This is a genomic window from Allobosea sp. RCC_152_1 (assembly GCF_041360765.1).
In the GTDB taxonomy this organism is placed as follows: Bacteria; Pseudomonadota; Alphaproteobacteria; order Rhizobiales; family Beijerinckiaceae; genus Allobosea; species Allobosea spartocytisi.
On sequence record NZ_JBFUPU010000003.1, the window covers coordinates 29820 to 55336 of the forward strand.

General features: G+C 67.3%; 26 protein-coding genes and 1 riboswitch. Of the genes, 18 read left to right on the forward strand and 8 right to left on the reverse strand.

The window, feature by feature from the left end:
* Nucleotides 1–14 precede the first annotated feature (14 nt).
* Nucleotides 15–608 (reverse strand): 3'-5' exonuclease family protein, encoded by a 594-nt coding sequence (locus AB6806_RS11995; RefSeq protein WP_142020156.1) that lies wholly within the window; start codon nt 606–608, stop codon nt 15–17.
* A 151-nt stretch (nt 609–759) separates the two neighbouring features.
* Between AB6806_RS11995 and AB6806_RS12000 the strand changes: the two genes are divergently transcribed.
* The 9 genes from AB6806_RS12000 (at nt 760) to AB6806_RS12040 (ending at nt 9503) form a co-directional block, all read left to right on the forward strand.
* The gene (locus tag AB6806_RS12000; protein ID WP_142020155.1) at nt 760–1257 is read left to right on the forward strand and encodes a DUF721 domain-containing protein; all 498 of its coding nucleotides are present in this window, start codon (nt 760–762) and stop codon (nt 1255–1257) included.
* Between the two features lie 107 nt (nt 1258–1364).
* Complete coding sequence (locus tag AB6806_RS12005) at nt 1365–2000, forward strand: DsbA family protein (RefSeq protein WP_038360963.1); 636 nt, start codon at nt 1365–1367, stop codon at nt 1998–2000.
* A gap of 207 nt (nt 2001–2207) precedes the next feature.
* Nucleotides 2208–5663 (forward strand): chromosome segregation SMC family protein, encoded by a 3456-nt coding sequence (locus AB6806_RS12010; RefSeq protein WP_142020154.1) that lies wholly within the window; start codon nt 2208–2210, stop codon nt 5661–5663.
* Between the two features lie 245 nt (nt 5664–5908).
* Nucleotides 5909–6259: an AtpZ/AtpI family protein gene (locus AB6806_RS12015; RefSeq protein ID WP_051987690.1), complete on the forward strand. Its 351-nt coding sequence runs from the start codon at nt 5909–5911 to the stop codon at nt 6257–6259.
* A gap of 43 nt (nt 6260–6302) precedes the next feature.
* Complete coding sequence (locus AB6806_RS12020; RefSeq protein WP_038360957.1) at nt 6303–7073, forward strand: F0F1 ATP synthase subunit A; 771 nt, start codon at nt 6303–6305, stop codon at nt 7071–7073.
* 61 nt (nt 7074–7134) lie between these two features.
* Nucleotides 7135–7362, forward strand: coding sequence for a F0F1 ATP synthase subunit C (locus AB6806_RS12025; RefSeq protein WP_038360954.1), 228 nt, complete (start codon nt 7135–7137; stop codon nt 7360–7362).
* Nucleotides 7363–7481: 119 nt separating this feature from the next.
* A complete protein-coding gene (locus tag AB6806_RS12030; RefSeq protein WP_370954672.1) occupies nt 7482–8075 on the forward strand; it encodes a F0F1 ATP synthase subunit B family protein in 594 nt (197 codons plus the stop codon).
* A gap of 11 nt (nt 8076–8086) precedes the next feature.
* A complete protein-coding gene (locus AB6806_RS12035; RefSeq protein ID WP_038360948.1) occupies nt 8087–8563 on the forward strand; it encodes a F0F1 ATP synthase subunit B family protein in 477 nt (158 codons plus the stop codon).
* A 133-nt stretch (nt 8564–8696) separates the two neighbouring features.
* The gene (locus tag AB6806_RS12040; RefSeq protein ID WP_370954673.1) at nt 8697–9503 is read left to right on the forward strand and encodes a dienelactone hydrolase family protein; all 807 of its coding nucleotides are present in this window, start codon (nt 8697–8699) and stop codon (nt 9501–9503) included.
* A gap of 149 nt (nt 9504–9652) precedes the next feature.
* Here the strand turns inward: AB6806_RS12040 and AB6806_RS12045 are convergent, their stop codons facing one another.
* The 7 genes from AB6806_RS12045 to AB6806_RS12075 all read right to left on the reverse strand — a co-directional run bounded on the left by AB6806_RS12045 (nt 9653) and on the right by AB6806_RS12075 (nt 17104).
* A complete protein-coding gene (locus tag AB6806_RS12045) occupies nt 9653–10912 on the reverse strand; it encodes a L,D-transpeptidase family protein (RefSeq protein WP_112762900.1) in 1260 nt (419 codons plus the stop codon).
* A gap of 126 nt (nt 10913–11038) precedes the next feature.
* A complete protein-coding gene (gene gcvPB / locus AB6806_RS12050; RefSeq protein ID WP_370954674.1) occupies nt 11039–12613 on the reverse strand; it encodes an aminomethyl-transferring glycine dehydrogenase subunit GcvPB in 1575 nt (524 codons plus the stop codon).
* On the reverse strand, nt 12613–13953 hold the full coding sequence (gcvPA, locus tag AB6806_RS12055; RefSeq protein ID WP_142020150.1) for an aminomethyl-transferring glycine dehydrogenase subunit GcvPA: 1341 nt from the start codon (nt 13951–13953) through the stop codon (nt 12613–12615). Before gcvPA ends, gcvPB begins: the two co-directional genes overlap by 1 nt.
* Before the next feature lie 152 nt (nt 13954–14105).
* Nucleotides 14106–14480 (reverse strand): glycine cleavage system protein GcvH, encoded by a 375-nt coding sequence (gene gcvH, locus AB6806_RS12060; RefSeq protein WP_038360938.1) that lies wholly within the window; start codon nt 14478–14480, stop codon nt 14106–14108.
* A gap of 32 nt (nt 14481–14512) precedes the next feature.
* A complete protein-coding gene (gene gcvT / locus AB6806_RS12065) occupies nt 14513–15661 on the reverse strand; it encodes a glycine cleavage system aminomethyltransferase GcvT (RefSeq protein WP_370954675.1) in 1149 nt (382 codons plus the stop codon).
* A gap of 160 nt (nt 15662–15821) precedes the next feature.
* A riboswitch (glycine riboswitch) is annotated at nt 15822–15919 on the reverse strand.
* A gap of 76 nt (nt 15920–15995) precedes the next feature.
* Entirely contained in the window at nt 15996–16598 is a 603-nt protein-coding gene (locus AB6806_RS12070) for a hypothetical protein (RefSeq protein ID WP_051987687.1), read from the reverse strand.
* The gene (locus tag AB6806_RS12075; protein ID WP_142020149.1) at nt 16595–17104 is read right to left on the reverse strand and encodes an invasion associated locus B family protein; all 510 of its coding nucleotides are present in this window, start codon (nt 17102–17104) and stop codon (nt 16595–16597) included. The genes AB6806_RS12070 and AB6806_RS12075 overlap by 4 nt, the downstream gene beginning before the upstream one ends.
* A 352-nt stretch (nt 17105–17456) precedes the next feature.
* Between AB6806_RS12075 and coxB the strand changes: the two genes are divergently transcribed.
* The 9 genes from coxB to thrC all read left to right on the forward strand — a co-directional run bounded on the left by coxB (nt 17457) and on the right by thrC (nt 25501).
* Nucleotides 17457–18338, forward strand: coding sequence for a cytochrome c oxidase subunit II (gene coxB / locus AB6806_RS12080; protein ID WP_038360930.1), 882 nt, complete (start codon nt 17457–17459; stop codon nt 18336–18338).
* Between the two features lie 20 nt (nt 18339–18358).
* A complete protein-coding gene (ctaD, locus tag AB6806_RS12085; protein ID WP_038360928.1) occupies nt 18359–19987 on the forward strand; it encodes a cytochrome c oxidase subunit I in 1629 nt (542 codons plus the stop codon).
* A 150-nt stretch (nt 19988–20137) separates the two neighbouring features.
* Entirely contained in the window at nt 20138–21082 is a 945-nt protein-coding gene (locus AB6806_RS12090; RefSeq protein ID WP_142020148.1) for a heme o synthase, read from the forward strand.
* A complete protein-coding gene (locus tag AB6806_RS12095; RefSeq protein WP_166652956.1) occupies nt 21079–21252 on the forward strand; it encodes a hypothetical protein in 174 nt (57 codons plus the stop codon). The genes AB6806_RS12090 and AB6806_RS12095 overlap by 4 nt, the downstream gene beginning before the upstream one ends.
* A complete protein-coding gene (locus AB6806_RS12100; protein ID WP_112762904.1) occupies nt 21252–21872 on the forward strand; it encodes a cytochrome c oxidase assembly protein in 621 nt (206 codons plus the stop codon). Before AB6806_RS12095 ends, AB6806_RS12100 begins: the two co-directional genes overlap by 1 nt.
* Nucleotides 21873–21925: 53 nt before the next feature.
* Nucleotides 21926–22789, forward strand: coding sequence for a cytochrome c oxidase subunit 3 (locus tag AB6806_RS12105; RefSeq protein WP_112762905.1), 864 nt, complete (start codon nt 21926–21928; stop codon nt 22787–22789).
* A gap of 75 nt (nt 22790–22864) precedes the next feature.
* Nucleotides 22865–23239 carry a DUF983 domain-containing protein gene (locus tag AB6806_RS12110; protein WP_038360917.1) on the forward strand — a complete coding sequence of 125 codons (375 nt, stop codon included), beginning with the start codon at nt 22865–22867 and terminating at the stop codon, nt 23237–23239.
* Nucleotides 23236–24000, forward strand: a complete 765-nt coding sequence (locus tag AB6806_RS12115) for an SURF1 family protein (RefSeq protein WP_112762906.1) — start codon at nt 23236–23238, stop codon at nt 23998–24000. Before AB6806_RS12110 ends, AB6806_RS12115 begins: the two co-directional genes overlap by 4 nt.
* An 85-nt stretch (nt 24001–24085) precedes the next feature.
* A complete protein-coding gene (gene thrC, locus AB6806_RS12120; RefSeq protein ID WP_142020147.1) occupies nt 24086–25501 on the forward strand; it encodes a threonine synthase in 1416 nt (471 codons plus the stop codon).
* The last annotated feature ends 16 nt before the right edge of the window (nt 25502–25517 follow it).

The following is a 25517-nucleotide window of genomic DNA, read 5'->3' on the forward strand; positions in this document are numbered from 1 at the left end:
CCTGGGGAGCAGATCTAAAACTCGCGCACAGCGCGCCCATTCTGAATGAAGAAGCTCAAGAGGTTTGCATAACCGCGAGCGTCATCAATCGCGCGATGCGTGTGCTCGACCTCGCCGAGCCATCTGGTTGGATAGTTCTCAACATCGCATTCCCAATGATCTCGCCCTGTGCTTCCAGCCACCATGGACATCAGACAAAGGGGCGCATGATGGAAAAGCCGATCGGAAACCCATGGCCCTTCGAACAGCGGGCGTTTCATGTATCGCCGCAGATAATAATCGAACCATGCCCCATCGAGGCTAACGGGATGCGCCGCAAAGATCGGCTTGCCCTGGAATGATTTCACCCAGTCGACAAATCGGCCGATGACAGTGGCGGCAGGTTCTGGATTGCCGGTCGCAGCCGCCCATGCTTCCGGGTGCTTCTCCCAGAAGGACATGGTGCTGGGATCGCTCGCTGCCCCGTCGAGAGTTTCGAGAACGGCCTCGAACTCGCCAAAGATGCTGCCGCCGGCCGATACGGCGACGGAGCCGAATGAGAGCATCGAATTTTCACCGGGCGTTGGCCCGTCGAACTCGCAATCGGTGACGACGTAGAACTGTCCCATCACTGCTCTCGGCATCCTTTGGCCCATGATACGAGCCCGAAGCCTAGAGTGGAGCATCTCGCTCCTTCTGCAACAGGTTGAAAGCAGCAATCCGCTCGCGATCCCTCCCCACCGCCTTGCCACGCCCCCAACCCCACGCGCAGAATAAGCCATGGCCGCCAAATCCCTCGCAGAGCTGATCGACGATTGCATCGCGCCCGCGCTCGCCGCGCAGGGTTTCGCGGGGCGGGCCATCGTCTCGCTCTGGCCGGAGATCGTCGGCGAGCGGCTGAGCCAGCGCACGCGGCCGCTCAAGATCGACTGGCCCAAGCGGCGCCCGGTGCCGGGCGAGGCGACGGAGCCTGCGACGATGGTCGTGCGCGTCGAGAGCGCCTTCGCGCTGGAGATGCAGCAGCTCGGCCCGCTGGTGGTCGAGCGCGTCAACACCCATCTCGGCTGGCGCGCGGTCGGCAAGCTCGTGCTGAAGCAGGGCCCGGTGGCGCCGTTGCACGTCCCCGCCCGGCCGGCGCCGCCACTCGACCCCGCAGCCGCCGCGCGGATCGAGGATCAGGTCGCTTCGGTCGCGGATGAGGGCTTGCGCGATGCGCTGGCCCGGCTCGGCCGCGCGGTGTCGCAGAAGGCACGGCAGGGCGATCCCGATCACAAATGACACGGCTTCGTGAGCATGAGGCCGCAGGCGCCGATGGGCTCTTGCCACAATGCACCGGCCTCTATAGCTCCCGATTTTGATCTTTGACCCTTCGAGGACCCCTCACGATGACCAACAGGCGACAGCTCCTGACCGGCGCAGCCGGGATCGCCGCCGCCGCGCTCGCGGGCGCCGAATTCACGGGCATCACCGCCGCCCGTGCCCAGACCAAGCTGCCGGATGCCGGCCCGCTCGGCGATGTCTGGCTCGGCCCGGCGGACGCCAAGGTCACCGTTATCGAATATGCGTCGATGACCTGCTCGCACTGCGCCCATTTCCACGAGACGACCTGGCCGGAGCTGAAGAAGAAGTACATCGACACCGGCAAGATCCGCTTCACACTGCGCGAATTCCCGCTCGACCCGCTCGCGACGGCCGGCTTCATGCTCGCCCGCTGCAACGGCAACGACAAATTCTACCCGATGACCGACCTGCTGTTCTCGCAGCAGAAGAACTGGGCCTTCGTCGACAAACCGGTCGATGCGCTTTCGGCGCTGGTGAAACAGGCCGGATTCTCGCAGGAATCCTTTGAAGCCTGCTTGAAAAGGCAGGACATCTATGACGCCATTACCACGGTGAAGGATGGCGGCGCCAAGGCGGGCGTGGACGCCACCCCGACCTTCTTCGTCAACGGGCAGAAACTCTCCGGTGCAGTCTCGATCGCCGAGTTCGACAAGGTGCTGGAGCCGCTGCTCGCGAAGTGAGCGGGGCGGCCGCGTATCCTTCTCCCCTCGGGGGAGAAGGTGGCAGCGCGAAGCGCTGACCGATGAGGGTAGCCCAGCGCTGACAACCTTCATCCGTCTGCTTCGCAGACACCTTCTCCCCGCGCATGTCGGATGTTTCCGACATGCGCTTAAAAGCTCCAATCTCGGGCAAGCCCGGGATTGGTGGGAGAAGGAAGAGGCGCGCCGATGCATCTGACGCGCCTCAAGCTCACCGGCTTCAAGACCTTCGTCGAGCCGACGGAATTCCAGATCGAGCCGGGGCTGACCGGCATCGTCGGGCCCAATGGCTGCGGCAAGTCCAATCTCGTCGAAGCCCTGCGCTGGGTGATGGGCGAGAGCTCGTTCAAGAACATGCGCGGCTCGGGGATGGACGACGTCATCTTCGGCGGCTCGAACGAGCGCCCGGCCCGCAACATGGCCGAGGTCGCGCTCACCCTCGACAATAGCGACCGCAAGGCGCCCGCCGCCTTCAACGAGGCCGATGTCCTCGAGATCACGCGCCGGATCGAGCGCGAGGAGGGCTCGACCTACCGCATCAACGGCAAGGAGGTGCGGGCGAAGGACGTGCAGCTCCTCTTCGCCGATGCCGCGACCGGCGCCCGTTCGCCGGCCCTCGTCCGCCAGGGGCAGATCAGCGAGATCATCTCGGCCAAGCCGCAATCGCGCCGGCGCATCCTGGAGGACGCCGCCGGCATCGCCGGCCTGCACAGCCGGCGCCACGAGGCGGAGCTCAGGCTGAAGGGCGCCGAGGAGAATCTGACCCGGCTCGAGGACGTGCTCGGCGAGATCGACGGGCAGATCGAGGCGTTGCAGCGGCAAGCGCGGCAGGCGGGACGCTATCGCAGCCTCGCCGCCGATATCCGCCGGGCCGAGGCCATGCTGGCGCTGATCGCCCTGCATGATGGCCGCGTGCAGGAGGCGCAAGCCGAGCACGTTCTGGAGGAGGCGGTGCGCGCCGTCGCGGAGCAGACCGGCATCCAGGCCGAGGCCGCGAAAAGGCAGGCCATCGCCGCCCATGAGATGCCGGCGCTGCGCGAAGGCGAGGCAGCCGCCGCCGCGGCTCTCGTCCGGCTGAAGCGCGGGCTCGACGAGCTCGAGGCCGAGAACCGCCGGGCGAAGCAACGGGCGGAGGAACTCGGCAAGCGGCTGGCCGAATTGCAGACCGATCTGGCGCGGCAGGAGAGCATCGGCCGCGACGCTACCGAGAGCCTCGCCCGGCTCGCCGAGGAGGACGCCGCGCTCGCTCGGGAAAGCGAAGGCTCCGGCGGCAGCACCGAAGCCGCCACGGCCGCGCAGGAAGAGGCCGAAGCGGCGCTGGCCGCCGCCGAGGCCGAGCAGACCGCGGCTCAGGCCGCGCTCTCCGAACTCGCCGCCCGCCGCGGCGCCCTGGAGCGCGCGCTGCGCGAAGCCCGCGAGCGCGAGGCGCGGGCCTCGGCGGAACGCGACAGGCTCCAGCGCGACCAGGCCTCGATCGAAGCCGCCAGCACCGGCGCGCCGCTCGACGGCTTGCGCGAGGCTCTCGCTGCCGGCGAGGCGGCGATGCGGGCGGCGGATGCGCAGGCCATCGCCGCACGCACGGCGCTCGCGGCGGCCCGCGAGCGGGAGAATCAGTCGCGCGGGCCGCTGGCCGAAGCCGACCGCAAAGCGCAACGGCTCGAAACCGAGATCGGGACGCTGCGCAAGCTGCTGGCCCCCGCCACAGACGGCCGCTGGCCCGCCATCATCGAGGCGATCAGGGTCGCCAAGGGTTTCGAGGTCGCGCTGGGCGCGGCGCTCGGCGACGATCTCGACGCCGCCTCCGACACGGCCGCGCCAGCGCATTGGCGCGAGACCGGCTCCGGCGCAGGCGACCCGGCGCTGCCCGATGGCGCGGAGGCGCTGGCGCGCCATGTGAAGGGGCCGGCCGCGCTCGGCCGTCGCCTCGCCCAGATCGGCGTGGTCGCGCGGGCGGATGGCGAGCGTCTGCGCGCCCTGCTCGCGCCTGGACAGATCCTCGTCTCGCGCGAAGGCGATGTCTGGCGCTGGGACGGCTTCACCAGCGCCGCCGAGGCGCCCTCCCCCGCCGCGCGGCGGCTGGCCGAAAAGAACCGGCTCGACGACCTCCAGCGCGAGGCCATCGCCGCCCGCGAGGCGGCCGAAGTCGCGCGCGGGGTGCTGGAAGCGGTCATCGCGGAAACGCGCGCCGCCGCGCAGGCCGAGACCGCAGCGATCGAGGCGACACGGCAGGCGCGCCGCCTGCTGGACCAGAGCCGCGAGCAACTCGCCGGCGCCGAACGCAAGGCGGCGGAGATGGCGGCACGGCTCTCGGGCCTGACGGAGGCGATCAGCCGGCTCGGCCAGAGCGCGGCGGAGGCCGGCGCGCAGGCGAGCGAGCAGGAGAAGGCACTGGCCGCGCTGCCCGTTTCGGTGGAGCTCGAAAACAGCCTGCTCAAGGCACGGGCCATGCTGGGCGAAAGACGGGCCACCGCCTCCGACGCCCGCGCGCGGCTGCAGACCCTGGCGCGCGAGGCGGAGCTGCGGGCACGCCGCCGCGCCGCCATCGCCGCCGATATCGAGGCCTGGCGCAAGCGCGCCAACGCCAGCAGCCAGAGCGCCGGCGAGAGCCGGCAGCGCATCGCGACGGCCACCGCCGAGCGGCAGGCGCTGCTCGAAGCTCCCGACACCTTCCTGACCGAGCGCAGGCGCCTCGTCGCCGAGATCGAGCAGGCGGAGGCAGCGCGGCGCGAGAGCGCCGACAGGCTGGCGAATGGCGAGGCCGCGCTGGCGGATGCCGACCGGCAGGCGCGCATTGCGCTGGAGGGACTGTCCGGCGCCCGCGAGCGGAGAGCCTCGGCCGAGGCCCGGCGCGACGCCGCGCGCCAGCGCGTTGCCGATATCGCGCGCCAGATCGAGGACGGGTTGGAGACCGGGCTCGACGGGCTGCAGGCCATCGCGGGGCACAAGGCCGGCGACCCGCTGCCCGAGACGGAGGCGGTCGAACGGCGTCTGACGAATCTCAAGGCAGAGCGCGAGCGGCTCGGCGCCGTCAATCTGCGGGCCGAGGACGAGCTCACCGAGGTGAAGGGCAAGCGCGAGGGGCTTTCATCCGAACGCGACGACCTGACCGAGGCGATCCGGCGGTTGCGGCAGGCGATCGGCGCGCTCAACCGCGAAGGCCGCGAGCGCCTGACCGCCGCCTTCGAGATCGTCAACGGCCATTTCCAGCAGCTTTTCGGCGTGCTGTTCGGCGGCGGCGAGGCGGAGCTCAGGCTGGTGGATTCGGATGATCCGCTCGAAGCCGGGCTCGAGATCTTCGCCCGGCCGCCCGGCAAGAAGCCGCAGGTGATGACGCTGCTCTCGGGCGGCGAGCAGGCGCTGACGGCGACGGCGCTGATCTTCGCCGTCTTCCTGACCAACCCCTCGCCGATCTGCGTGCTCGACGAGGTCGACGCTCCGCTCGACGACGCCAATGTCGAGCGCTACTGCGACCTGCTCACCGAAATGGCGCGGAACACGCAGACGCGCTTCATCCTGATCACCCATAATCCGATCACCATGGCGCGGATGGAACGGCTCTTCGGCGTCACCATGGCCGAGCGCGGCGTGAGCCAGATGGTTTCGGTCGATCTGGCGACGGCCGAGCACATCCGCGAGGCCGGCTGAAGCGCGCCTGGAGCCGCTGAAAAAATGCCACAATCGCCGCCGCAATGCGGCGAGAATGTCGCACTTAGCCCGAATTTACAGATATTCCAATGCGTTAGCTATTATCCACCTGCCTTGACAGCGCGGGGGGCTGCCAATAAAGGAGGCCGTGCTGACGACGGCTCGATGCGCGGGTTTGGACAGGGTTATACTGGTTTTTCGCCGGATCGTGGCGATTTCACGATCAAGACGGGAGACCCGGGACCATGACCGAACCTGACCCCAACGCCTCAGACTCGGAGTTGCGCGCAAGACTGGGTTCCCTGAAGTCCGCGATCAAGCGGGCGGAGGAGAACGAAAAGCCGGGCGCGGGTCCGGCTGGAGAGGACAAGGCCCTTGCGGGCGCGATGTCCTCCGGCTTTCGCGCCGCGACGGATCTCGCAGGCGGCATCATCGCAGGCGCCCTGATCGGGTACCTCGGCGACCGGTGGCTTGGAACGTCTCCGTTCCTGCTGATCGCCTTCCTGGTGATCGGAACCATCGCGGGCTTCAGATCCGTCTATCGGCTCGGTTCGCGCCCGACCTCCGTGTCGAAGAGCGATCCGAAGAGAGATTGACCGAAGGGGCGGCCCATAAAGCCGCACGACGAGGGACGAAATCATGGCGGCTGGCGGCGGAATCGATCCGATCCACCAATTCCACATCAACCCGATCGTGGAGCTGAAGCCGTTCGGCCTCAACCTGTCCTTCACCAACACCTCGCTGTGGATGGTGATCGTGACCGCGGTCGTCTCGGCAATCATGATCTATGGCTCGAGCCAGCGTTCGGTCGTTCCCGGCCGGCTGCAGTCGCTCGCCGAGATGATGTACGAATTCGTCGCCTCCACCCTCACCGGGGTGATGAACAAGGACGGCATGAAGTTCTTCCCCTTCGTGTTCTCGCTGTTCATGTTCGTGCTGGCGTCCAACCTGCTCGGCCTGCTTCCCGGCTCCTTCACCGTCACCAGCCAGATCATCGTCACCGCGGCCCTGGCCGTGCTCGTGATGAGCGTCGTGCTGATCTACGGCATCGCCAAGCATGGCACCCATTTCTTCGGCCTGTTCGTGCCGTCGGGCGTGCCCGGCTGGCTCCTGCCCTTCGTGGTGCTGATCGAGGTCGTCTCCTTCGTGTCGCGCCCGGTTTCGCTCTCGCTTCGCCTGTTCGGCAACATGCTCGCCGGCCATATCGCGCTCAAGGTCTTCGGCGGCTTCGTCGTCGCGCTGACCACCGGTGCCGCCGCTGGCTTGTTCACATACGCCATCGCGCCGCTGCCGCTGCTGCTGGCGGTCGCGCTGACGGCGCTCGAAGTCCTCGTCGCGGTTCTGCAGGCCTATGTCTTCGCGATCCTGACCTGCGTCTATCTCAACGACGCGCTGCATCCCGGCCACTGAGGCCCTGCAAGCGCCGTTAAGAGTTCAACCAGCCCTTTAGCCTTCCCACTGGAGAAACATCATGGATCCTGTTGCAGCCAAGTTCATCGGCGCCGGCCTCGCCTCGCTCGGCATGGGCCTCGCCGCCATCGGCGTCGGCACCATCTTCGGCAACTTCCTGTCCGGCGCGCTGCGCAACCCGTCGGCCGCCGACGGCCAGTTCCCGCGCGCCTTCATCGGCGCGGCGCTCGCCGAAGGTCTGGGCATCTTCGCGTTCGTCGTCGCGCTCGTCCTGCTCTTCGTGGTCTGACGTTTTCGTCGACCGCACGACACAAGTCGCGCGCGCTGGCCGCTTTCGGCCGCGGGCGCGACCTTCTTCCTATCCTTTGCGCTGAAAGGCACCCCATGCCGGTTCGATCTTCAGGGTTCGTGCGACAAGGATGGCCGCTGGCTGTCGCCTCGTTCGCCACTCTGCTGGCTGGCGCGGCGCAGGCTGCCGAGCAAAAACACGGCGAGAGCGGCGAGGGAGCATCCTTTCCGCCTTTCGACCCGGCCCATTTCGCCAGCAACCTGTTCTGGCTCGCCATCACCTTCGCCGCGCTCTACTGGCTGATGTCGAAGGTCGCGCTGCCGCGCATCGGCGAGATTCTCGAGGAGCGCGCCAACACGATCGGCCGCGACCTCGACCAGGCGGCCGAGATGCAGGCCAAGGCCGAGGACATGGCGCAGGCCTATGAGAAGGCCCTCGCCGAGGCGCGCAAGAACGCCCAGGGCATCGCCCAGACGGCGCGCGACACCGGTGCCAAGGCGAGCGACGCCCAGCGTCATGCGACCGAGGCCGAGCTTGCCGCCAAGCTGGCCCAGGCCGAGGCGACCATCGCCAAGACCAAAACCGAAGCGATGGGCAATGTGCGCGGCCTCGGCAGCGACGTCGCGATCGCGATCGTCACCAAGCTGACGGGCCAGGCCCCGACCGCCTCCGAGGCTTCGGAAGCGGTCGACCAGGCGCTGTCGCGCGGCTGAGGAGAGTTTTGATGGATACTTTCTGGGTTGGCGTCGCGCTCGTCATCTTCCTTGCGATCCTGGTCAAATTCGGCGTGCCGAAGATGATCGTGAAGGGCCTCGACGCCCGCGGCGAAAAGGTCGCCCATGAGCTGGCGGAGGCTCGCCGCCTGCGCGTGGAGGCCGAGAAGCTGCTTGGCGAATACGACGCCAAGCGCAAGGCCGCCGAGGCCGAGGCCGCCGAGATCATCTCCTCCGCCACCGAGGAGGCCAAGCGCCTCGCGGCCGAGGCCGAGGCCAAGCTCGCGGACTTCGTCGCCCGCCGGACCAAGACGGCCGAGGAGAAGATCGCCCAGGCTGAGAGCCAGGCCGAGGCCGAGGTTCGCGCCGCGGCTGCGGAGGCCGCCAGCAAGGCCGCCGAGACCATCTTGCGCGGCCAGATGGCCGGCAAGGCTGGCGAGGCCGCCTTCGCCGCAGGGCTCACCGAGGTCAAGGCCAAGCTCAACTGAGCCCTGGCCGGATCGTTCGAACATTCGACGCCGCGCTCTTCGGAGCGCGGCGTTTTTCTTTGCCCGCTTCCGCCGAGATCATGCTCTGGGATAGCTTGGCGATGGCGGTGCCCCGGATCGGAGGACAGACGCGGTGATCGGCAATCTTCTTCGCTCGCTCCGGCTCGCACCGCTCGTTCTCGCCGCCACGCTCGGTGGAGCCCGCGCCTTCGAAAAGGTGAGCTTTCCGTCACGTGACGCGCAGGATCTCATCGGCTGGCTGGCGCGTCCGGAGGGGGCCGGCCCCTTCCCTGTCGTGATCGGCCTGCATGGCTGCGCGGGGCTCTACACGCGCTCGGGCGAGGTCGGCGCACGCGAGACGGACTGGTCGCAGCGGCTGACGCAGGCAGGCTACGCCGTGCTGCTGGTCGACAGCTTCGGTCCGCGCGGCATCAAGGCGCTCTGCACCGAGCGTGAACGATCGCTGACGCCCGCCGGCCGCGCCCGCGACGCCTTCGCCGCCGTCGACTGGCTGAACAGGCAGAGCTTCGCCGCTAGCCAGCGCATCAGCCTGATTGGCTGGTCGAATGGCGGCTCCACGGCGCTACGCGTCGCAGACAGCCCCGAGGCCAAACGCCTGCGCCACGTCATCGCCTTCTATCCCGGCTGCCGCGTCATGCTGAAGCGTGACTGGCGCGCCCGGACGGACACGGCGATCTTCCAGGGACTGGCCGATGACTGGACGCCGGCTGCACCTTGCGAGGAGCTCGCGCAGCGCGGCGGAGCGCGCTTCGTCGGCTTTCCCGGCGCCTATCACGATTTCGACCATCCGGACCTGCCCTTGCGCGAGCGCAAGGCGGCGTATTCCCAGCGGCCCGACGGCATGGTCACGATCGGCAGCGACCCGAAAGCGCGCGCTGAGGCGATCGACGCCGTGATGGCGATCCTGAAGACGCCCTAGATTCTTCCAATATTCGAGCCCTCATCCTGAGGAGCAGCCATAGGCTGCGTCCCGAAGGATGCTCCAGGAGGCTCTGGAGATGGCTGGATCATCCTTCGAGACGCCGCTGGCGCGGCTCCTCAGGATGAGGGCTTGAGATCGAGAACGCCTCAGTTGCTGGCAGTCGCCTGCGCCGCCGGCGGATTGCCCGAGGCGGTCTTCGGCGCAGCAGCCGGCCTCACTGGGGGAACCGCGGCGGTGGCTTTCGGCTTGGGCTTGCGCGGCTGGATCGTCGAGGTGACGATGCCTTGCGGCGTGTCGAGGCCGTAGATGTCGTCGCGGAACTGGACCTGTCCGTCGGCGCCCTGCCACCCGGTGAGATAGACCCACGCCACCGGCACCGCCTTCTTCAGCGGGATGTTCTTGCGCTCGCCCTTGGCGATCTCGTCCTCGATCGCCTGTCGACTCCATTCGGAGCCTTCGAGCAGCCAGGCGGCAAGGTCGCGGACACCCTCGATGCGGGCGCAGCCCGAGGAGTTGAAGCGCACATCGTTGCGGAACAGCGTCTTCTTCGGCGTGTCGTGCATGTAGACCGCATCGCTGTTGGGCATGTCGATCTTGAGCTGGCCCAGCGAATTGGTCGGACCAGGCTCCTGCCGGACGTAGAAATACGGATTGGTCAGGGTCGCCCATTTGACGCTCGCCGGGTCGATCTCCTTGTTCTCGGCCCCGAGCAGCTTCATGTTCGACTTGGCGATGAACGTCGGATCCTTGCGCATATGGGGGATGATGTCGGCCTTCACGATCGACATCGGCACAGTCCAATAGGGGTTCAGATTGACCGAGGTGATGTTGGCCTGGATCACCGGCGAAGGCCGGTCCGGCCGCCCGACGATGGCGAGATGGCGCTCCTTCACCTCGCCGTTCTCCACCGCCTCGACGCTGGCGCCGGGGATGTTCACCACGACGTAGCGGCTGGCGAAGTTGAAGCCGTTGCCCTTGAGCCGCTCCAGCGTGGCGGTGAGCTGGTTGAGGCGCATCTCGACCGGCGTGTTCATCGCCTTGAGGGTGAGGCGGCCGACCGTGCCGAGATCCGAGAGACCGTGGCGACGCTGGAAGCGCTTCACCGCCTCGACGACGGCCGCATCATAAACGTCGCCCGGCAAGGCCTCGGCCGAAAGGTCGCCGCCCGCGACGAGACGCTGCTTCAGCGCGACGACGTCCGGCCCCCGCGAATCGGGCTTGAGGGATGCAGCGCCTGCCGGCACCTTCGGCCAGCCGCCACGCGCGGCGACGTCCTCATGCGCGATCAGCGCTTCCAGCGTGCGGTCATAGGTGTTGGGGCCATAGCTCGCCTCGTTGGCGCGCGCGGGTAGCGCCGCGAGGGCGGCAACAGCCGCCGTAGCGAGGATGGCGTTACGCAGGAACATCGAACTACCCCCGAGCCACACAAGGCGGCACGGAGGCGATCATTCCCCGACATGGTCAAGGAATGCTTAAGAATCGGCGGGCGCCCTTCACCATGCTGACGGATATCGTCAGGGCGGGCCGCTCCCCTACTCCGCCGCGGCCTTGACCGGAGCCGGCTCCGTCCATTTCAGCACCGGCGAGCGGGCGGCGCGGGTCTCGTCGAGGCGGCGGATCGGGGCGTGATGCGGGGCGCTGGTGAAGCGCTCCTTGTCATTGCCCTTGGCCGCGATGGCGAGGTCGCGCAGCGTCGCGATGAAGAGGTCGAGCGCCGCCTTCGATTCCGACTCCGTCGGCTCGATCAGCATGGCACCATGGACGACGAGCGGGAAATACACCGTCATCGGATGGTAGCCCTCGTCGATCATCGCCTTGGCGAAATCGAGCGTCGAGACGCCGGTGCCCTTGAGCCATTCGTCGTCGAACAGCACTTCATGCATCGAGGGATGGTCCGGGAAGGGCAGCGACATCAGGTCCGCGAGGCCGGCACGGATGTAGTTCGCGTTAAGAACCGCGTCCTCCGAAGCCTGGCGCATGCCGTCCGAGCCGTGGCTCAGCATGTAGGCGAGCGCGCGGACATACATGCCCATCTGGCCGTGGAAGGCGGTCATGCGGCCGAAGGGATGGTTGCCCGCCGGCGCTTCGGCGCGCGACTCGATCAGATGCGGCTTGCCGTTCTCGACATGGATGAAAGGCACCGGCGCGAAGGGCGCCAGACGCTCGGAGAGCACGACCGGGCCGGCACCGGGACCACCGCCGCCATGGGGCGTCGAGAAGGTCTTGTGCAGGTTGATATGCATGGCGTCGACGCCGAGATCGCCCGGACGGGCCTTGCCGACGATCGCGTTGAAATTGGCGCCGTCGCAGTAGAAATAGGCGCCGGCCTCATGCATTGCCGCGGCGATCTCGACGATCTGGGGCTCGAAGATGCCGCAGGTGTTCGGGTTGGTCAGCATGATCGCGGCGATGTCCGGCCCGAGCAGGGCCTTGACGTCCTCGACCGCTACGGTGCCGTCCGGACGAGCCGGAACCGCCTTCACCGAGAAGCCGATCAGGGCCGCCGTCGCCGGGTTGGTGCCGTGGGCCGATTCGGGGACGAGCACGACATTGCGGGTCGCGCCCTCGCCCTTCGCCGCGATGGCGGCCTTGATCGCCATCATGCCGCAAGCCTCGCCATGAGCACCGGCCTTCGGAGAGAGGGCCACCGCCGGCATGCCGGTCAGCGTCATCAGGTAGCGGGCGAGCTCGAGCATCAGGTCGAGCGCGCCGGGCACGGTCGAGATCGGCTGCAGCGGGTGCACGTCGGAGAAGCCCGGAAGGCGCGCCACCTTCTCGTTGAGGCGGGCATTGTGCTTCATCGTGCAGGAGCCGAGCGGGAAGAGCCCGGTGTCGATGCCGTAGTTCTTCTGGCTGAGGCGCACATAGTGACGCATCGTCTCGGGCTCGGAGAGGCCGGGCAGGCCGATCTCGCCCTGGCGGGCATGCTTGCCCAGCCGCGACTTGAACGGCGCCGGCTTGTCGATGTCGACACCGGTCGTCTCGCGATGGCCGATCTCGAAGATCAGCGGCTCGATCTGCTGGAGAGCCTTGTTGCCGGTGAAGGTGAGGTGCTCTTCATGCGAGGCCTCGCCGGCCTGGGTGGGACGTCCCTGACGGTTCAACATCACAGCACCTCCACGAGCGCCGCCACGAGGGCCGCCCGGTCTTCATCGGTATTCACCTCGGTCGAGGCGATGATCAGCAGGTCGTCGAGCCCAGCCTTGGGCAGGAGCCGCGAGACGGGGACGCCGGCCAGGATGCCCCTGGCGGCGAGCACCTCGACGACCTCGGCGGCCGGCTTCTTCAGCTTCACGGTGAACTCGTTGAAGAAGCTGTCGTTGAGCACCTTCACGCCTTCGACGCCCGCGAGCGCGTCGGCGAGCTTCACGGCGTTGGCGTGGTTCACCTCGGCAAGGCGCGCGAGGCCGGTCTGGCCCAGCAGCGTCATGTGGATGGTGAAGGCCAGCACGCAGAGGCCGGAATTGGTGCAGATGTTCGAGGTCGCCTTGTCGCGGCGGATATGCTGCTCGCGCGTCGAGAGCGTCAGCACGAAACCGCGCTGACCGGTCGAATCGACCGTCTCGCCGCAGAGCCGGCCCGGCATCTGGCGGATATATTTCGACTTGGCGGCGAAGAGGCCGACATAGGGGCCGCCGAAATTCAGCGCGTTGCCGATCGACTGGCCCTCGCCGACGACGATATCGGCATCCTGCGCGCCCGGCGGCACGACGGCGCCGAGCGAGACGACCTCGGTGAAGACCGCGATCAGCAGCGCGCCATGGGCATGAGCCTTCTCGGCGATCGGCTTGAGGTCGCGCAGGTTGCCGAAGACGTCGGGCGACTGGACGACGACGCAGGAGGTGTTGTCGTCGATCTGCGAAAGGATGTCCTCATTGGCCGAGACGTCCGGCTTCAGGACCACGACCTCGTCATTGGCCATCTCGGAGAGGGTCTCGACGACCGCAGTGTAATGCGGGTGCAGGCCGCCGGAGAGCACCGCCTTGCGGCGCTTGGTAACGCGGTGCGCCATCAGCACGGCCTCGCCGGTGCCGGTCGAGCCATCATACATCGAGGCGTTGGCGACCTCCATGCCGGTCAGCGCGGCGACCTGGGTCTGGAACTCGAAGAGATATTGCAGCGTGCCCTGCGCGATCTCGGGCTGGTAGGGCGTGTAGCTGGTCAGGAATTCCGAGCGCTGGATCAGGTGATCCACCGTCGCCGGGACATGGTGCTTGTAGGCGCCGGCGCCGACGAAGAAGGGAACGGCGGAGGCGGCGGTGTTCTTGCCGGCCATCTTGCCGAGGATGCGCTCGACCTCGAGCTCGCCCTTGGCGCGGGGCAGGTCGACCGGGGCCTTCAGCAGCTTGCCGGCCGGCACGTCGCTGAACAGCGCGTCGATGTCGGAGACGCCGATCCGTGCGAGCATGTCCTCGCGGTCGGTATCGGTGAGCGGGAGATAGCGCATGGGGTGCGTCCGTATCTTTTCGATTCAAAGCGCGCCGTCATTTCGGCCAGAGCGAAGCGGAGAGCCGGAATCCACCGTAGAGCGCTGTGCCCCACGATGGATTCCGGGTCTGCGCCGCTACGCGTCTTGCCCGGAATGACGGTGGAGCGACATCAGAGCGTCTTCACGTAATTCTGGTACTCGTCCTCGCTCATCAGCGCGTCGAGCTCGGCTGCGTCCGTGAGCTTGATCTTGAGGAACCAGCCCTTGCCGGCCGGGTCCTCGTTGACGGTGCCCGGCGCGGCCTCGAGCTCGCCATTGACCTCGACGACCTCGCCGGAAACCGGGGCGTAGACTTCCGAAGCGGCCTTGACGCTCTCGACCACCGCGGCCTCGCCGCCCTTGCTCAGCGCCTTGCCGACCGTCGGCAGCTCGACGAAGACGACGTCGCCGAGCTGGGACTGGGCGTAGTCGGAGATGCCGACCGTGCCGGTGTCACCCTCGATGCGGATATATTCATGGTCCTTGGTGTAGCGGGTCTCGGCCATGGTTTCCTCCTGGCGAAAATCGGGAAATCGGATCAGCGCTTGTAACCGTTGGGGACGAAGGGCATCGGCGCCACGACAGCCGGCAGCGGCTTGCCACGCACGATGAGGTTGAGCTTGGTGCCCGGCGCGGAATGGGCCTTGGCGACATAGCCCATGGCGAGCGGGCCGTTCAGCGTCGGGCCGAAGCCGCCCGAGGTCACGGTGCCGATCACCTCGCCCTCAGGCGTCGCGATCTCCGTGCCTTCGCGGGCCGGGGCGCGACCTTCCGGCAGCAAGCCGACGCGGATGCGGGACGTGCCCTCGGCCAGTTCGCGCTGGATGCGCGCGGCGCCGGGGAAGCCGCCCTCCTCGCGGCGGCGCTTCTGGATCGACCAGTTGAGCGCGGCCTCGATCGGCGAGGTCGTGGTGTCGATGTCGTGGCCGTAGAGGCACAAGCCCGCTTCGAGCCGCAGCGAATCGCGGGCACCGAGGCCGATCGGCTTGACGTTGGCATCGAGCAGCAGCGTGTCCCAGATCTCGCCGATCTTCGCCGCTGCGGCAGAAATCTCGTAGCCGTCCTCGCCGGTATAGCCGGAGCGGCTGACATTGGCCTTGATGCCGGCGACCTTCATGGTGCGCGAGGTCATGAAGCCCATCTCGGCGGCTTCCGGCGCGATGGCCGCGAGCGCGGCTTCGGCGCCCGGCCCCTGCAGCGCGATCAGGCCGCGATGCTCGGCCTTGATGAGCTTCACGTTGGCCGGCAGGCGCGCCTCGATATGGGCGTAGTCGGCATCCTTGCAGGCGGCGTTGACGACGAGATAGAGCGCGCCGTCCTCGTCGAGATCGATCGAGCGCGTGATCATCAGGTCGTCGAGGATGCCGCCCTCCTCGTTGAGGAGCTGCGAGTAGCGCTGCTTGCCGGGGGCGAGATTGACGATATCGGCGGGAATCAGCGCTTCCAGCGCCTTGGCCGTGGTCTCGTGATCGGGGCCGATCAGGAAGCACTGGCCCATATGCGAGACGTCGAAGAGCCCGGCCTTGTCGCGCGTCCAGTTGTGCTCGGTCAGGATGCCCGTCGGATACTGCACCGGCATGTCATAGCCGGCGAAGGGCACCATGCGGGCGCCGAGCGCGACATGGCGCGCATGAAGCGGGGTCTTGAGCACCACGGCATCCGTGGCATCGGCGGCTTCGGCAGCCATGGCGGCCCCTTCCAGAGTCGAGCGCAAGCCCCGGACGGAACTGTCCGGAACGCGCCCCCTCTGTCTCGGAACCTGAGAGATTTCCCCGCCCCGGCCAACTCAGCCGGACAGGTTACACCCGTCGGTGGGCGGAATCGCTTCCGCCACTTTCCAGAGCGCCAACTCCCCAGCGGTCCTTTTGCCTGAGCGTTTCCGGGGCGGTTGCGCCTTCGGCGCCGGCCCTGACGGATCAGGCCCGGTCTCTCCCGCGGGGATATGCGGCTTCGGGCACAGATACAGAAGGCGCCGGCCCAGTCAATCCGGGCGGCGCCTTCTTTCACGGCAATGCCTGCCGTTATCGACGGCGATGGCGGGCCGGTGTCGCCGCGCCGCCCTGCCCCAGGCCGACGATGATCTCGACGTCGCTCTTGCCGGGCGGCACGGTGATGCCCTCCTCGACATGGGTGAAGTCGACGCCGCCCTGCCCGGACGGGATCGTCCCGCCGACGCGCGCGCCGCGACGTGCGACGACATCGGTGCCGCGCGTCACCGTCGTGGTCAGCGTGGCGCCGTAGTTGCCGGCACCGCCAGCCGGGCCGAGCAGGATGCGGCCCTCGACGCCGACCTTGAGGCGGAAGCCGCCATTGCCGGTCGGCGTGCATTCGCGCGCGACGTTGGTGATCGAGATCTGGTAGCGCAGGCCGCTCGAATCCTGCCCGGCCTGGGCCCGGATCGCGGCGCCGCCATCGGCGACGATGACCTCCGGACAGACGACCGTCATGTCGTCCTCGTCCTTCGGCAGCTGGTCCGCCGGCGGCGGGGTGGCGGACTGGAACATCAGCATGTTGAGCGCCGTGCTGCCGGCGGAGGATGATGAGGGCGAGCCGCAGCCGGCAAGGCCCAGGCAGAGCAGCGGCAGAGCGAGCCAGCGGCTCCGGTCAAGGGTTCGATCGATCACGGCAAAGCCTCCACGCCAGGGCCGAAGCCGTTGAGCGAAACGGGCACGCCCACCCCCTCCTCCGGCGTCTGGAATACGATGAATGTCGCGCTCTTGCCGCTCTTGAGCTGGCCAAGCAGCGCATCGTCCATGACGACCTCGGCGACGCAGCCGGTGGTCAGGCAGCGGACGAAGCCGGCGCGGCCGATATCCTTGTCGTCGATCTTGAGGCCGAGCCCCGAGGGCAGCAGCACGCCGAGCGGAGCGACGACGCGCAGGAGCCGGCTCTTCTGGTCGGCCGTCTTCAGCACGATGACGAGGAGCGTGAGATTCGGGCGATCCTCGGCGGCGACGTTCTGGACGAGCGCGCATTGCTCGGCCTTGGCGCCGGGCGGCACCTCGCAGCGCATCTGCCAGTCGCCATGTGTCGAGCGCACCGTACCCTGCGCATAAGCGGGACCGGCGGCGAGGCCGGCCGCCATGAGCGCCAGCACCAGCGCACCAAGCGCCCCCAGGATCCTCTTCATCCCTGCCATCCTTCCAAATCGCATCTTGCGACACAAACCACAGCAGGAACGCAGGATTCGGGCGAAAGCCCGGCCGCGCCACGAAATCCCACCGCCATCAACATAAAACGCGTTCGGACCATGCAGGCCCGGTCCTGTCAAGGCGGACCGCGCCCCGATGCCGCACTTCAAACCCCACCTCGCGTGCTTATGCCGCACGACATGAGGCGCAGCCGGCATTGTCCCTCTGGCGCAAGCGTGATCTTTGATTTATCGCAATCCCGAAGAGCAGGGCGACCTCACGGTCGCCCCTTCGTGCATGGACCCGAGCTCCGGCTCCCATGCAGGTCGATTGAGGAGCTATGTCGGACCGATGCGATTTCTGAGCAGGACCCTTGCAACCGCCGCGCTCGCGGCCCTTGCAGCCATCGCGCTGGCGACCGTCCCGGCTTTCGCCGGCACCGGCATGCCCACTCCCTGGCAGATGAATCTGCAGGGCGCGGCGACCCCCGTCTCGGATTACATCCACTGGTTCCACGACTGGCTGAACATCATCATCTTCGTGGTCACGCTCTTCGTGCTCGCGCTGCTGGTCTATGTGATCTTCCGCTTCAACGAGAAGGCCAACCCGGTCCCCTCCAAGACCACGCATAACGCCTTGCTCGAAGTGGCCTGGACCGTGATCCCGGTCCTGATCCTGGTCGTGATCGCCATCCCCTCCTTCCGCCTGCTCAAGCTGCAGCTCGAGGTGCCGAAGGCCGACATGACCATCAAGGTCACCGGCAAGCAGTGGTACTGGTCCTATGAATACGCGCAGGACAACGCCGCCGCCTTCGGCTTCGATTCGCTGATGCTCGACGAGAAGCAGCGCGCCGAGGCGATCGCCTCCAAGAAGATCGCCGCCGATGAGGCGCCCCGCCTGCTCGCCGTCGACAACGAGGCGGTCGTCCCGGTCGGCAAGATCGTCCGGGTCCAGGTCACCGGCGCCGACGTCATCCACAAATTCACGGTGCCGTCCTTCGGCATCAAGATCGACGCCATCCCCGGCCGCCTGAACGAGACCTGGTTCATGGCCGAGCGCGAGGGCATCTATTACGGCCAGTGCTCGTTCATCTGCGGCCAGAACCACTCCTACATGCCGATCGCCTTCCGCGTCGTCAGCCAGGAGCGCTATGCCGCCTGGCTGACGGAGGCGAAGCAGAAATTCGCCAATGCCGAAGATGCGGGCCGCAAGCTCGCCGCGGCCTCGAAGTAATTCGCCGAGGAGACTAGACCATGGCAACCGCGGCACCGCACGCTCACGACCACGGACACGACGCAGCCCATGACCACCCGACCGGGTGGCGGCGCTGGCTTCTGTCCACCAACCACAAGGACATCGGGACCCTCTACCTGATCTTCTCGATCATTGCGGGCCTGGTCGGCGGCTTCCTGTCGATCATGATGCGCATCGAGCTCATGTATCCGGGCCTGCAGATCTTCTCGAGCGGCCAGACCTACAACGTCTTCGTCACCGGCCACGGCCTGATCATGATCTTCTTCATGGTCATGCCCGCCGTGATCGGCGGCTTCGGCAACTGGTTCGTGCCGCTGATGATCGGCGCGCCGGACATGGCCTTCCCGCGCATGAACAACATCTCGTTCTGGCTGACGGTCGCCGGTTTCGTGCTGCTCGTCATCTCGCTCTTCGTGCCCGGCGCGCCCGGCGCCAACGGCGTCGGCACGGGCTGGACGATCTATCCGCCGTTCTCGACGGCGGGCCATCCCGGGCCGTCGGTCGATTTCGGCATCCTGTCGCTGCACCTGGCGGGCGCGGCCTCGATCCTGGGCGCGATCAACTTCATCACCACGATCCTGAACATGCGCGCGCCTGGCATGACCATGCACAAGATGCCGCTGTTCGCCTGGGGCGTGCTGGTCACCGCCTTCCTGCTGCTGCTGGCGCTGCCGGTGCTCGCCGGCGCGATCACCATGCTGCTGACCGACCGCAACTTCGGCACCACCTTCTATGACCCGGCCGGCGGCGGCGACCCGATCCTGTACCAGCACCTGTTCTGGTTCTTCGGTCACCCCGAAGTCTACATCATGATCCTGCCGGCCTTCGGCATCGTCAGCCACATCATCTCGACCTTCTCGAAGAAGCCGATCTTCGGCTATCTCGGCATGGCCTACGCGATGGTCGCGATCGGCGTCGTCGGCTTCATCGTGTGGGCGCACCACATGTACACCGCCGGCCTTTCGCTCAACACGCAGCGCTATTTCGTGTTCGCGACGATGGTCATCGCGGTGCCGACCGGCATCAAGATCTTCTCCTGGATCGCGACGATGTGGGGCGGTTCGATCCGCTTCACCGCGCCGATGGTCTGGGCGATCGGCTTCATCTTCCTGTTCACCGTCGGCGGCGTCACCGGCGTGGTGCTGGCCAATGCCGGCGTCGATCGCTCGCTGCATGCGACCTATTACGTCGTGGCCCACTTCCACTACGTGCTGTCGCTCGGCGCCGTGTTCGGCATCTTCGCGGGCTTCTACTACTGGTTCCCGAAGATGAGCGGCTACATCATGCCGGACTGGATCGGCCGCCTGCACTTCTGGATCGCCTTCATCGGCGCGAACCTGCTGTTCTTCCCGCAGCACTTCCTCGGGCTCGCCGGCATGCCGCGTCATTATGTGGACTATCCGGATGCCTTCGCCGGCTGGCATTTCTGGTCGTCGATCGGCTCCTACATCTTCGCGGCTGGCCTCCTTGTCTGGCTCTACGGCATCGTGGTCGCGTTCAGCCGCAAGGAACTCGCCGGCAACAATCCGTGGGGCGAAGGCGCAACGACGCTGGAGTGGACGCTGTCCTCGCCGCCGCCCTTCCACCAGTTCGAGACGCTGCCGCGCATCACCGGCTCGGACCACTGAGACGACCGGCGGCGGACCTCAGGGTCCGCCGCCGCCCTTCCCCCGAGCGCCTCCCGAGAGGCGTTCCGGAGACGGGCGACCGCAAACCGCTCGCAATACCCCGGCCCACTGAACGGTGCCGATCCAAAGAGTACGAAGACGATCAGATCGATGTCCGCCGCGTTCGAAACCCACACCGAAGGCACCATCGCCTCCACCGGCGAGGCGCGCGATTTCTTCGCGCTGCTGAAGCCGCGGGTGATGTCGCTCGTCGTGGTGACGGCGCTGACCGGCATGGCGACGGCGCCCGGCACGGTGCACCCGGTGCTGGCGCTGGCGGCGCTGCTGGCGATCGCGGTCGGGGCCGGCGCCTCGGGCTGCCTCAACATGTGGTACGACGCCGATATCGACACGCTGATGAGCCGCACGGCCAAGCGCCCGATCCCGTCAGGCCGGATCCTGCCCTCCGAGGCGCTCGCCTTCGGGCTGACCCTCTCGGTCGGCTCCGTGCTGGTGCTCGGGCTCGTCGCCAACCTGCTCGCGGCGGCGATGTTGGCCTTCACCATCTTCTTCTATGCCGTCGTCTATTCGATGTGGCTGAAGCGCTGGACGCCGCAGAACATCGTCATCGGCGGTGCCGCCGGCGCCTTCCCGCCGATGATCGGCGAGGCGGTCGTCACCGGCCAGTTCGGCTGGCACTCGCTGGTGCTGTTCGCGATCATCTTCCTGTGGACGCCGCCGCATTTCTGGGCGCTGGCGCTGGTCAAATCCGCCGATTACGCCCGCGCCGGCATCCCTATGATGCCGAATGTCGCCGGCCCGGCCGCGACCCGCCGGCAGATCGTGCTCTATTCGCTGGTCATGGCGCCGGTCGCGGTGCTGCCGGCGCTGATGGGCTTCGGCGGACTGATCTATCTCGTGGTTTCGGTCACGACCGGGCTCGCCATGATCTGGCTTTCGATCCAGGTCTGGCGCCGCACCGAGGGGCAAGCCGCGATCAAGGCCTGCTGGTCGCTCTTCGGCTTCTCGATCCTCTATCTGTTCCTGCTCTTCGCGGTGCTGCTCGTCGAGAACGTCTTCGGCCTGATGTGGACGCTGCCGAAGGTGATCGGATGAGCGAGAATCACAACCGAAAGGTCGCGCCGGCGCCCTTCTCTCCGGAGGACATGGCGCGCCGTCGGCGCCGGAACCTGGCGCTCGCGCTGGTTCTGGCCGGGCTGGTGGTCTTCTTCTTCGTGGTGACGCTGGTGAAGACCGGCCCGGCCATCATGAACCGGCCGCTGTGATGACGAAGCCCTCCGACAGCCGCGTGGCGACGCATTCCGCGAAATCGACCCGCACGGCGCTGATCTGCGTCGGCGTCGCCTTCGGCATGCTCGGCATGTCCTTCGCGGCCGTGCCGCTCTACGACCTGTTCTGCAAGGTCACCGGCTTCGGCGGCACGCCGCAGATCGGCACCGCCGCGACCGGCAAGGTGCTGGACCGCTTCATCTCCGTGCGTTTCGACGCGAATGTCGCGCCCGGCCTCGGCTGGAAGTTCGAGGCCGAGAGCCCCGAGATCAGCGCGCAGGTCGGCATCACCCAGACGGTGTTCTACAAGGTCACGAATCGCTCCGACCGCACGGTGACGGGCATCGCGACCTACAATGTCACGCCCGAGCAGAGCGCGGCCTATTTCGTGAAGATCCAGTGCTTCTGCTTCACCGAGCATACGCTGAAGCCGGGCGAGAGCTTCGAGGCGCCGGTGGTGTTCTACATCGACCCGGAAATCGCGCAGAATCGCGATCTCGACGGCATCAAGGCCATCACCCTTTCCTACACCTACTTCGCCTCCAAGGCAGGGCAGCCGGTCGCCGAGGACCAGGCCGGCACCGCCAAGGGTGACGCGAAGAATCCGAAACTGTAAAAGCGCGCTCACAGAGAGCGCGGACAAGAAGTCGCACGCGGAGACCGAATACGATGGCCGGGGCCCATACGAAGCACCACGATTACCACCTCGTCGATCCGAGCCCGTGGCCGCTCATCGGCGCGACCAGCGCGACCATCATGGCGATCGGCGCCGTGATGTGGATGAAGGCCCTGCCGGTCGGCGGCCTGCATATCGGCCCGCTGGTCTTCGGCGTCGGCATGCTCGGCGTGCTCTACACCATGCTGTCCTGGTGGATGGACGTGATCCGCGAGGCGGAGAAGGAAGGCCATCACACCCGCGTGGTGCAGCTCCATCACCGCTACGGCATGATCATGTTCATCGCCTCCGAGGTGATGTTCTTCGTCGCCTGGTTCTGGGCCTATTTCGACGCGAGCCTGTTCTCCTACGAGCAGATCAATTTCCTGCGCCACGACTTCACCGGTGGCGTCTGGCCGCCGAAGGGCATCGAGACCTTCGATCCCTGGCATCTGCCGCTGCTCAACACGCTGATCCTGCTGACCTCCGGCACCACCGTGACCTGGGCGCACTACGCCCTGATCAACAATGACCGGGCCGGCCTGAAGCAGGGCCTGTGGCTGACCGTGATCCTCGGCCTGCTGTTCACGCTGTGCCAGGCCTACGAATATTCGCATGCGGCCTTCGCCTTCAGCGGCAACATCTACGGCGCCACCTTCTTCATGGCGACCGGCTTCCACGGCGCGCATGTCATCATCGGCACGATCTTCCTGGCGGTGTGCCTCTACCGGGCCTATCTTGGCCACTTCAAGCCGGAGCAGCATCTCGGCTTCGAGTTCGCCGCCTGGTACTGGCACTTCGTCGACGTGGTCTGGCTGTTCCTGTTCGTCTCGATCTATGTCTGGGGCGCTGGCGCACAGACCGCTGCCGGGCACTGACCGGCTGCCGCGCGCCCGGCGGTCGCGCTGACAGAAGGCGGCCGCGAGGCCGCCTTTTTCGTTCAGGAGGCATCAATGGCCGAACCTCAACCCTCCCTTCCCTCCCCCTATGCGACGGGGCTCGCCGGGCGCTGCCCGCGCTGCGGCGAGGGCGCGCTTTTCGACGGCTTCCTCAAGCTTAAGCCGCGCTGCAGCGCCTGCGGGCTCGACTACAAATTCGCCGATTCCGCCGACGGGCCGGCCGTGTTCATCATGCTGATCGCAGGCTTCGTGGTGCTGGGGGCGGCGCTCTATGTCGAGATCGCCTATGAGCCGCCGATCTGGCTGCATCTCGCCATCTGGCTGCCGCTCGCGATCGCCATCTGCCTCGCGCTGCTGCGGCCGATGAAGGGGCTCGCGGTGGCGCTGCAATACGTCAACAAGGCCGAGGAAGGCAGGCGCGAGAAGTGACCTCCCCGTCAGCCAAGGCGAAGAGACCCGGCCTGCTGCTACCGGGGCTCCTGACCGTTCTGGGCGCCGTAGTGCTTTGCGGGCTCGGCACCTGGCAGCTCGAGCGGATGCAGGAGAAGCGCGCCTATATCGACCGGCTCGAGACCCAGTCCGCGGGCGCCCCGGCGCCGATGCCGCCGAGCGCCGACTGGGCGAAGCTCGACGCCGGCGCGCTCGACCTGACCCATGTGGTCGCCAAGGGCAGCTATACCGACGAGCATGTCGCGGGCGTGCGCACCACGATCGCGGCGGGACCGCCGGGAACACGCCAGCTCTCCGGCTTCGGGCGCTGGATCTTCCAGGGCTTCAGGCTGGAGGATGGCGGCGTCATCCTCGTCAATCGCGGCTTCGTCCCCGAAAGCAAATTCGGGCAGATCCGTCCCGCTTCCGGCCCGGACACGATCCGCGGCTTCCTGCGCGCGCCCGAGACGCGCAACGCCTTCACACCGGCGGACCTGCCGGCGATCCGCGAGTTCTACACCCGCGACCCCGCGGCCATCGCCGCCGCCCTCAACCTGCCGCCGGCGCCCTTCTATCTGGAGGCCGAGCGTGAGGGCGACGGGCTGACGCCGCCGGCCGGCGTCGATGTGCGCGAGCTGATCGGGCGCATTCCCGACAACCACCTGCAATATGCGCTGACCTGGTTCGCGCTCGCACTGACGCTGGTCGGGGTGTTCGGAGCTTATGCCTGGCAGGGTCGGAAAGGCACCGGCTCGGCCTGAGACCGCAGGATCGACATCAAACGGTTTTGCCCAAAGCAGCAGACCGGCCTATAGCATCAGATATAGATCAAAGAGGCCCAAGACCGTGCTGCATGTCTCCACCCGGGGCGAAGCCCCGGCGCTCAGCTTTTCCGACGCGCTCCTGACCGGGCTCGCCCGCGACGGCGGACTTTATCTGCCGCAGAGCTGGCCCACGCTCGACGCCGCCGAGATCGCCGGCTTTTCCGGCAAGTCCTATGCGGCCGTGGCAGAGCGCGTCATCGGCGCGCTGAGCGACGGCGATGTCGAGCCGAAGGCGCTCGGCCGGATGATCCACGACGCCTATGCCGGCTTCCGGCATCCGGCCGTCTGCCCGCTGACGCAGATCGGCGACAACCTCTTCGTGCTCGAACTCTTCCACGGCCCGACGCTCGCCTTCAAAGACGTGGCGATGCAGCTTCTCGGCCGGCTGATGGACCACACGCTCGGCCTGCGCGGCCAGCGCGCCACCATCGTCGGCGCGACCTCCGGCGATACGGGCAGCGCGGCCATCGACGCCTTCAAGGGGCTGAAGAGCGTCGACGTCTTCATCCTCTATCCGCAGGGCCGTGTCTCGGACGTGCAGCGCCGGCAGATGACCACGGTCGATGCGGAGAACGTCCACGCCATCGCGGTCGAAGGCACCTTCGACGACTGCCAGAACCTGGTGAAGGCGATGTTCAACCATCACGCCTTCCGCGACGAGATCGGCCTGTCCGGCGTCAATTCGATCAACTGGGCGCGCATCGCCGCGCAGGTGGTCTATTACTTCACGGCGGCGGTTTCGCTCGGCGCGCCCGCCCGCAAGGTGTCCTTCGCAGTGCCGACCGGCAATTTCGGCGACATCCTCGCCGGCTGGGTCGCCAAGCGGATGGGCTTGCCCGTCGAGCGCCTGACGATCGCGACCAACAGCAACGACATCCTGCCCCGCACGCTGGCGAGCGGCGTCTACGAGATGCGTGGCGTCCAGGCGACGACCTCGCCTTCGATGGACATTCAGATCTCCTCCAATTTCGAGCGGCTGCTGTTCGAGGCGCATGGGCGCGACGGCGCCGCCGTGCGGCGGTTGATGCAATCGTTGCAGCAGTCCGGCCGCTTCGAGATCGGGCCCGAGCCGCTCGCCCGCATCCGCAGCGAGTTCGAGGCGACGGCGCTCAGCGAGAGCGAGATCGCCGCCGAGATCCGCCAGACCTGGACCGAGAGCGGCTACCTCGCCGATCCGCACACCGCCATCGGCATCGGCGCCGCCCGCCAGAAGCTCGCCCGCGACGCGGCAACGCCAACGATCGTGCTCGGCACCGCCCATCCGGCCAAGTTCCCGGCCGCCGTGAAAGCGGCCAGCGGCGTCGAGCCGGTGCTTCCGGCGCATCTCGCCGATCTGATGGAGCGCAAGGAGCGGGTTACGTTGCTGCCGAACGACCTCGCGGCGATCGAGACCTTCGTGCGCGAGCATGCCCGCGCCGTGCGGGGGGCCGCGGCGTGAGCGTGGCCGCGCCCGC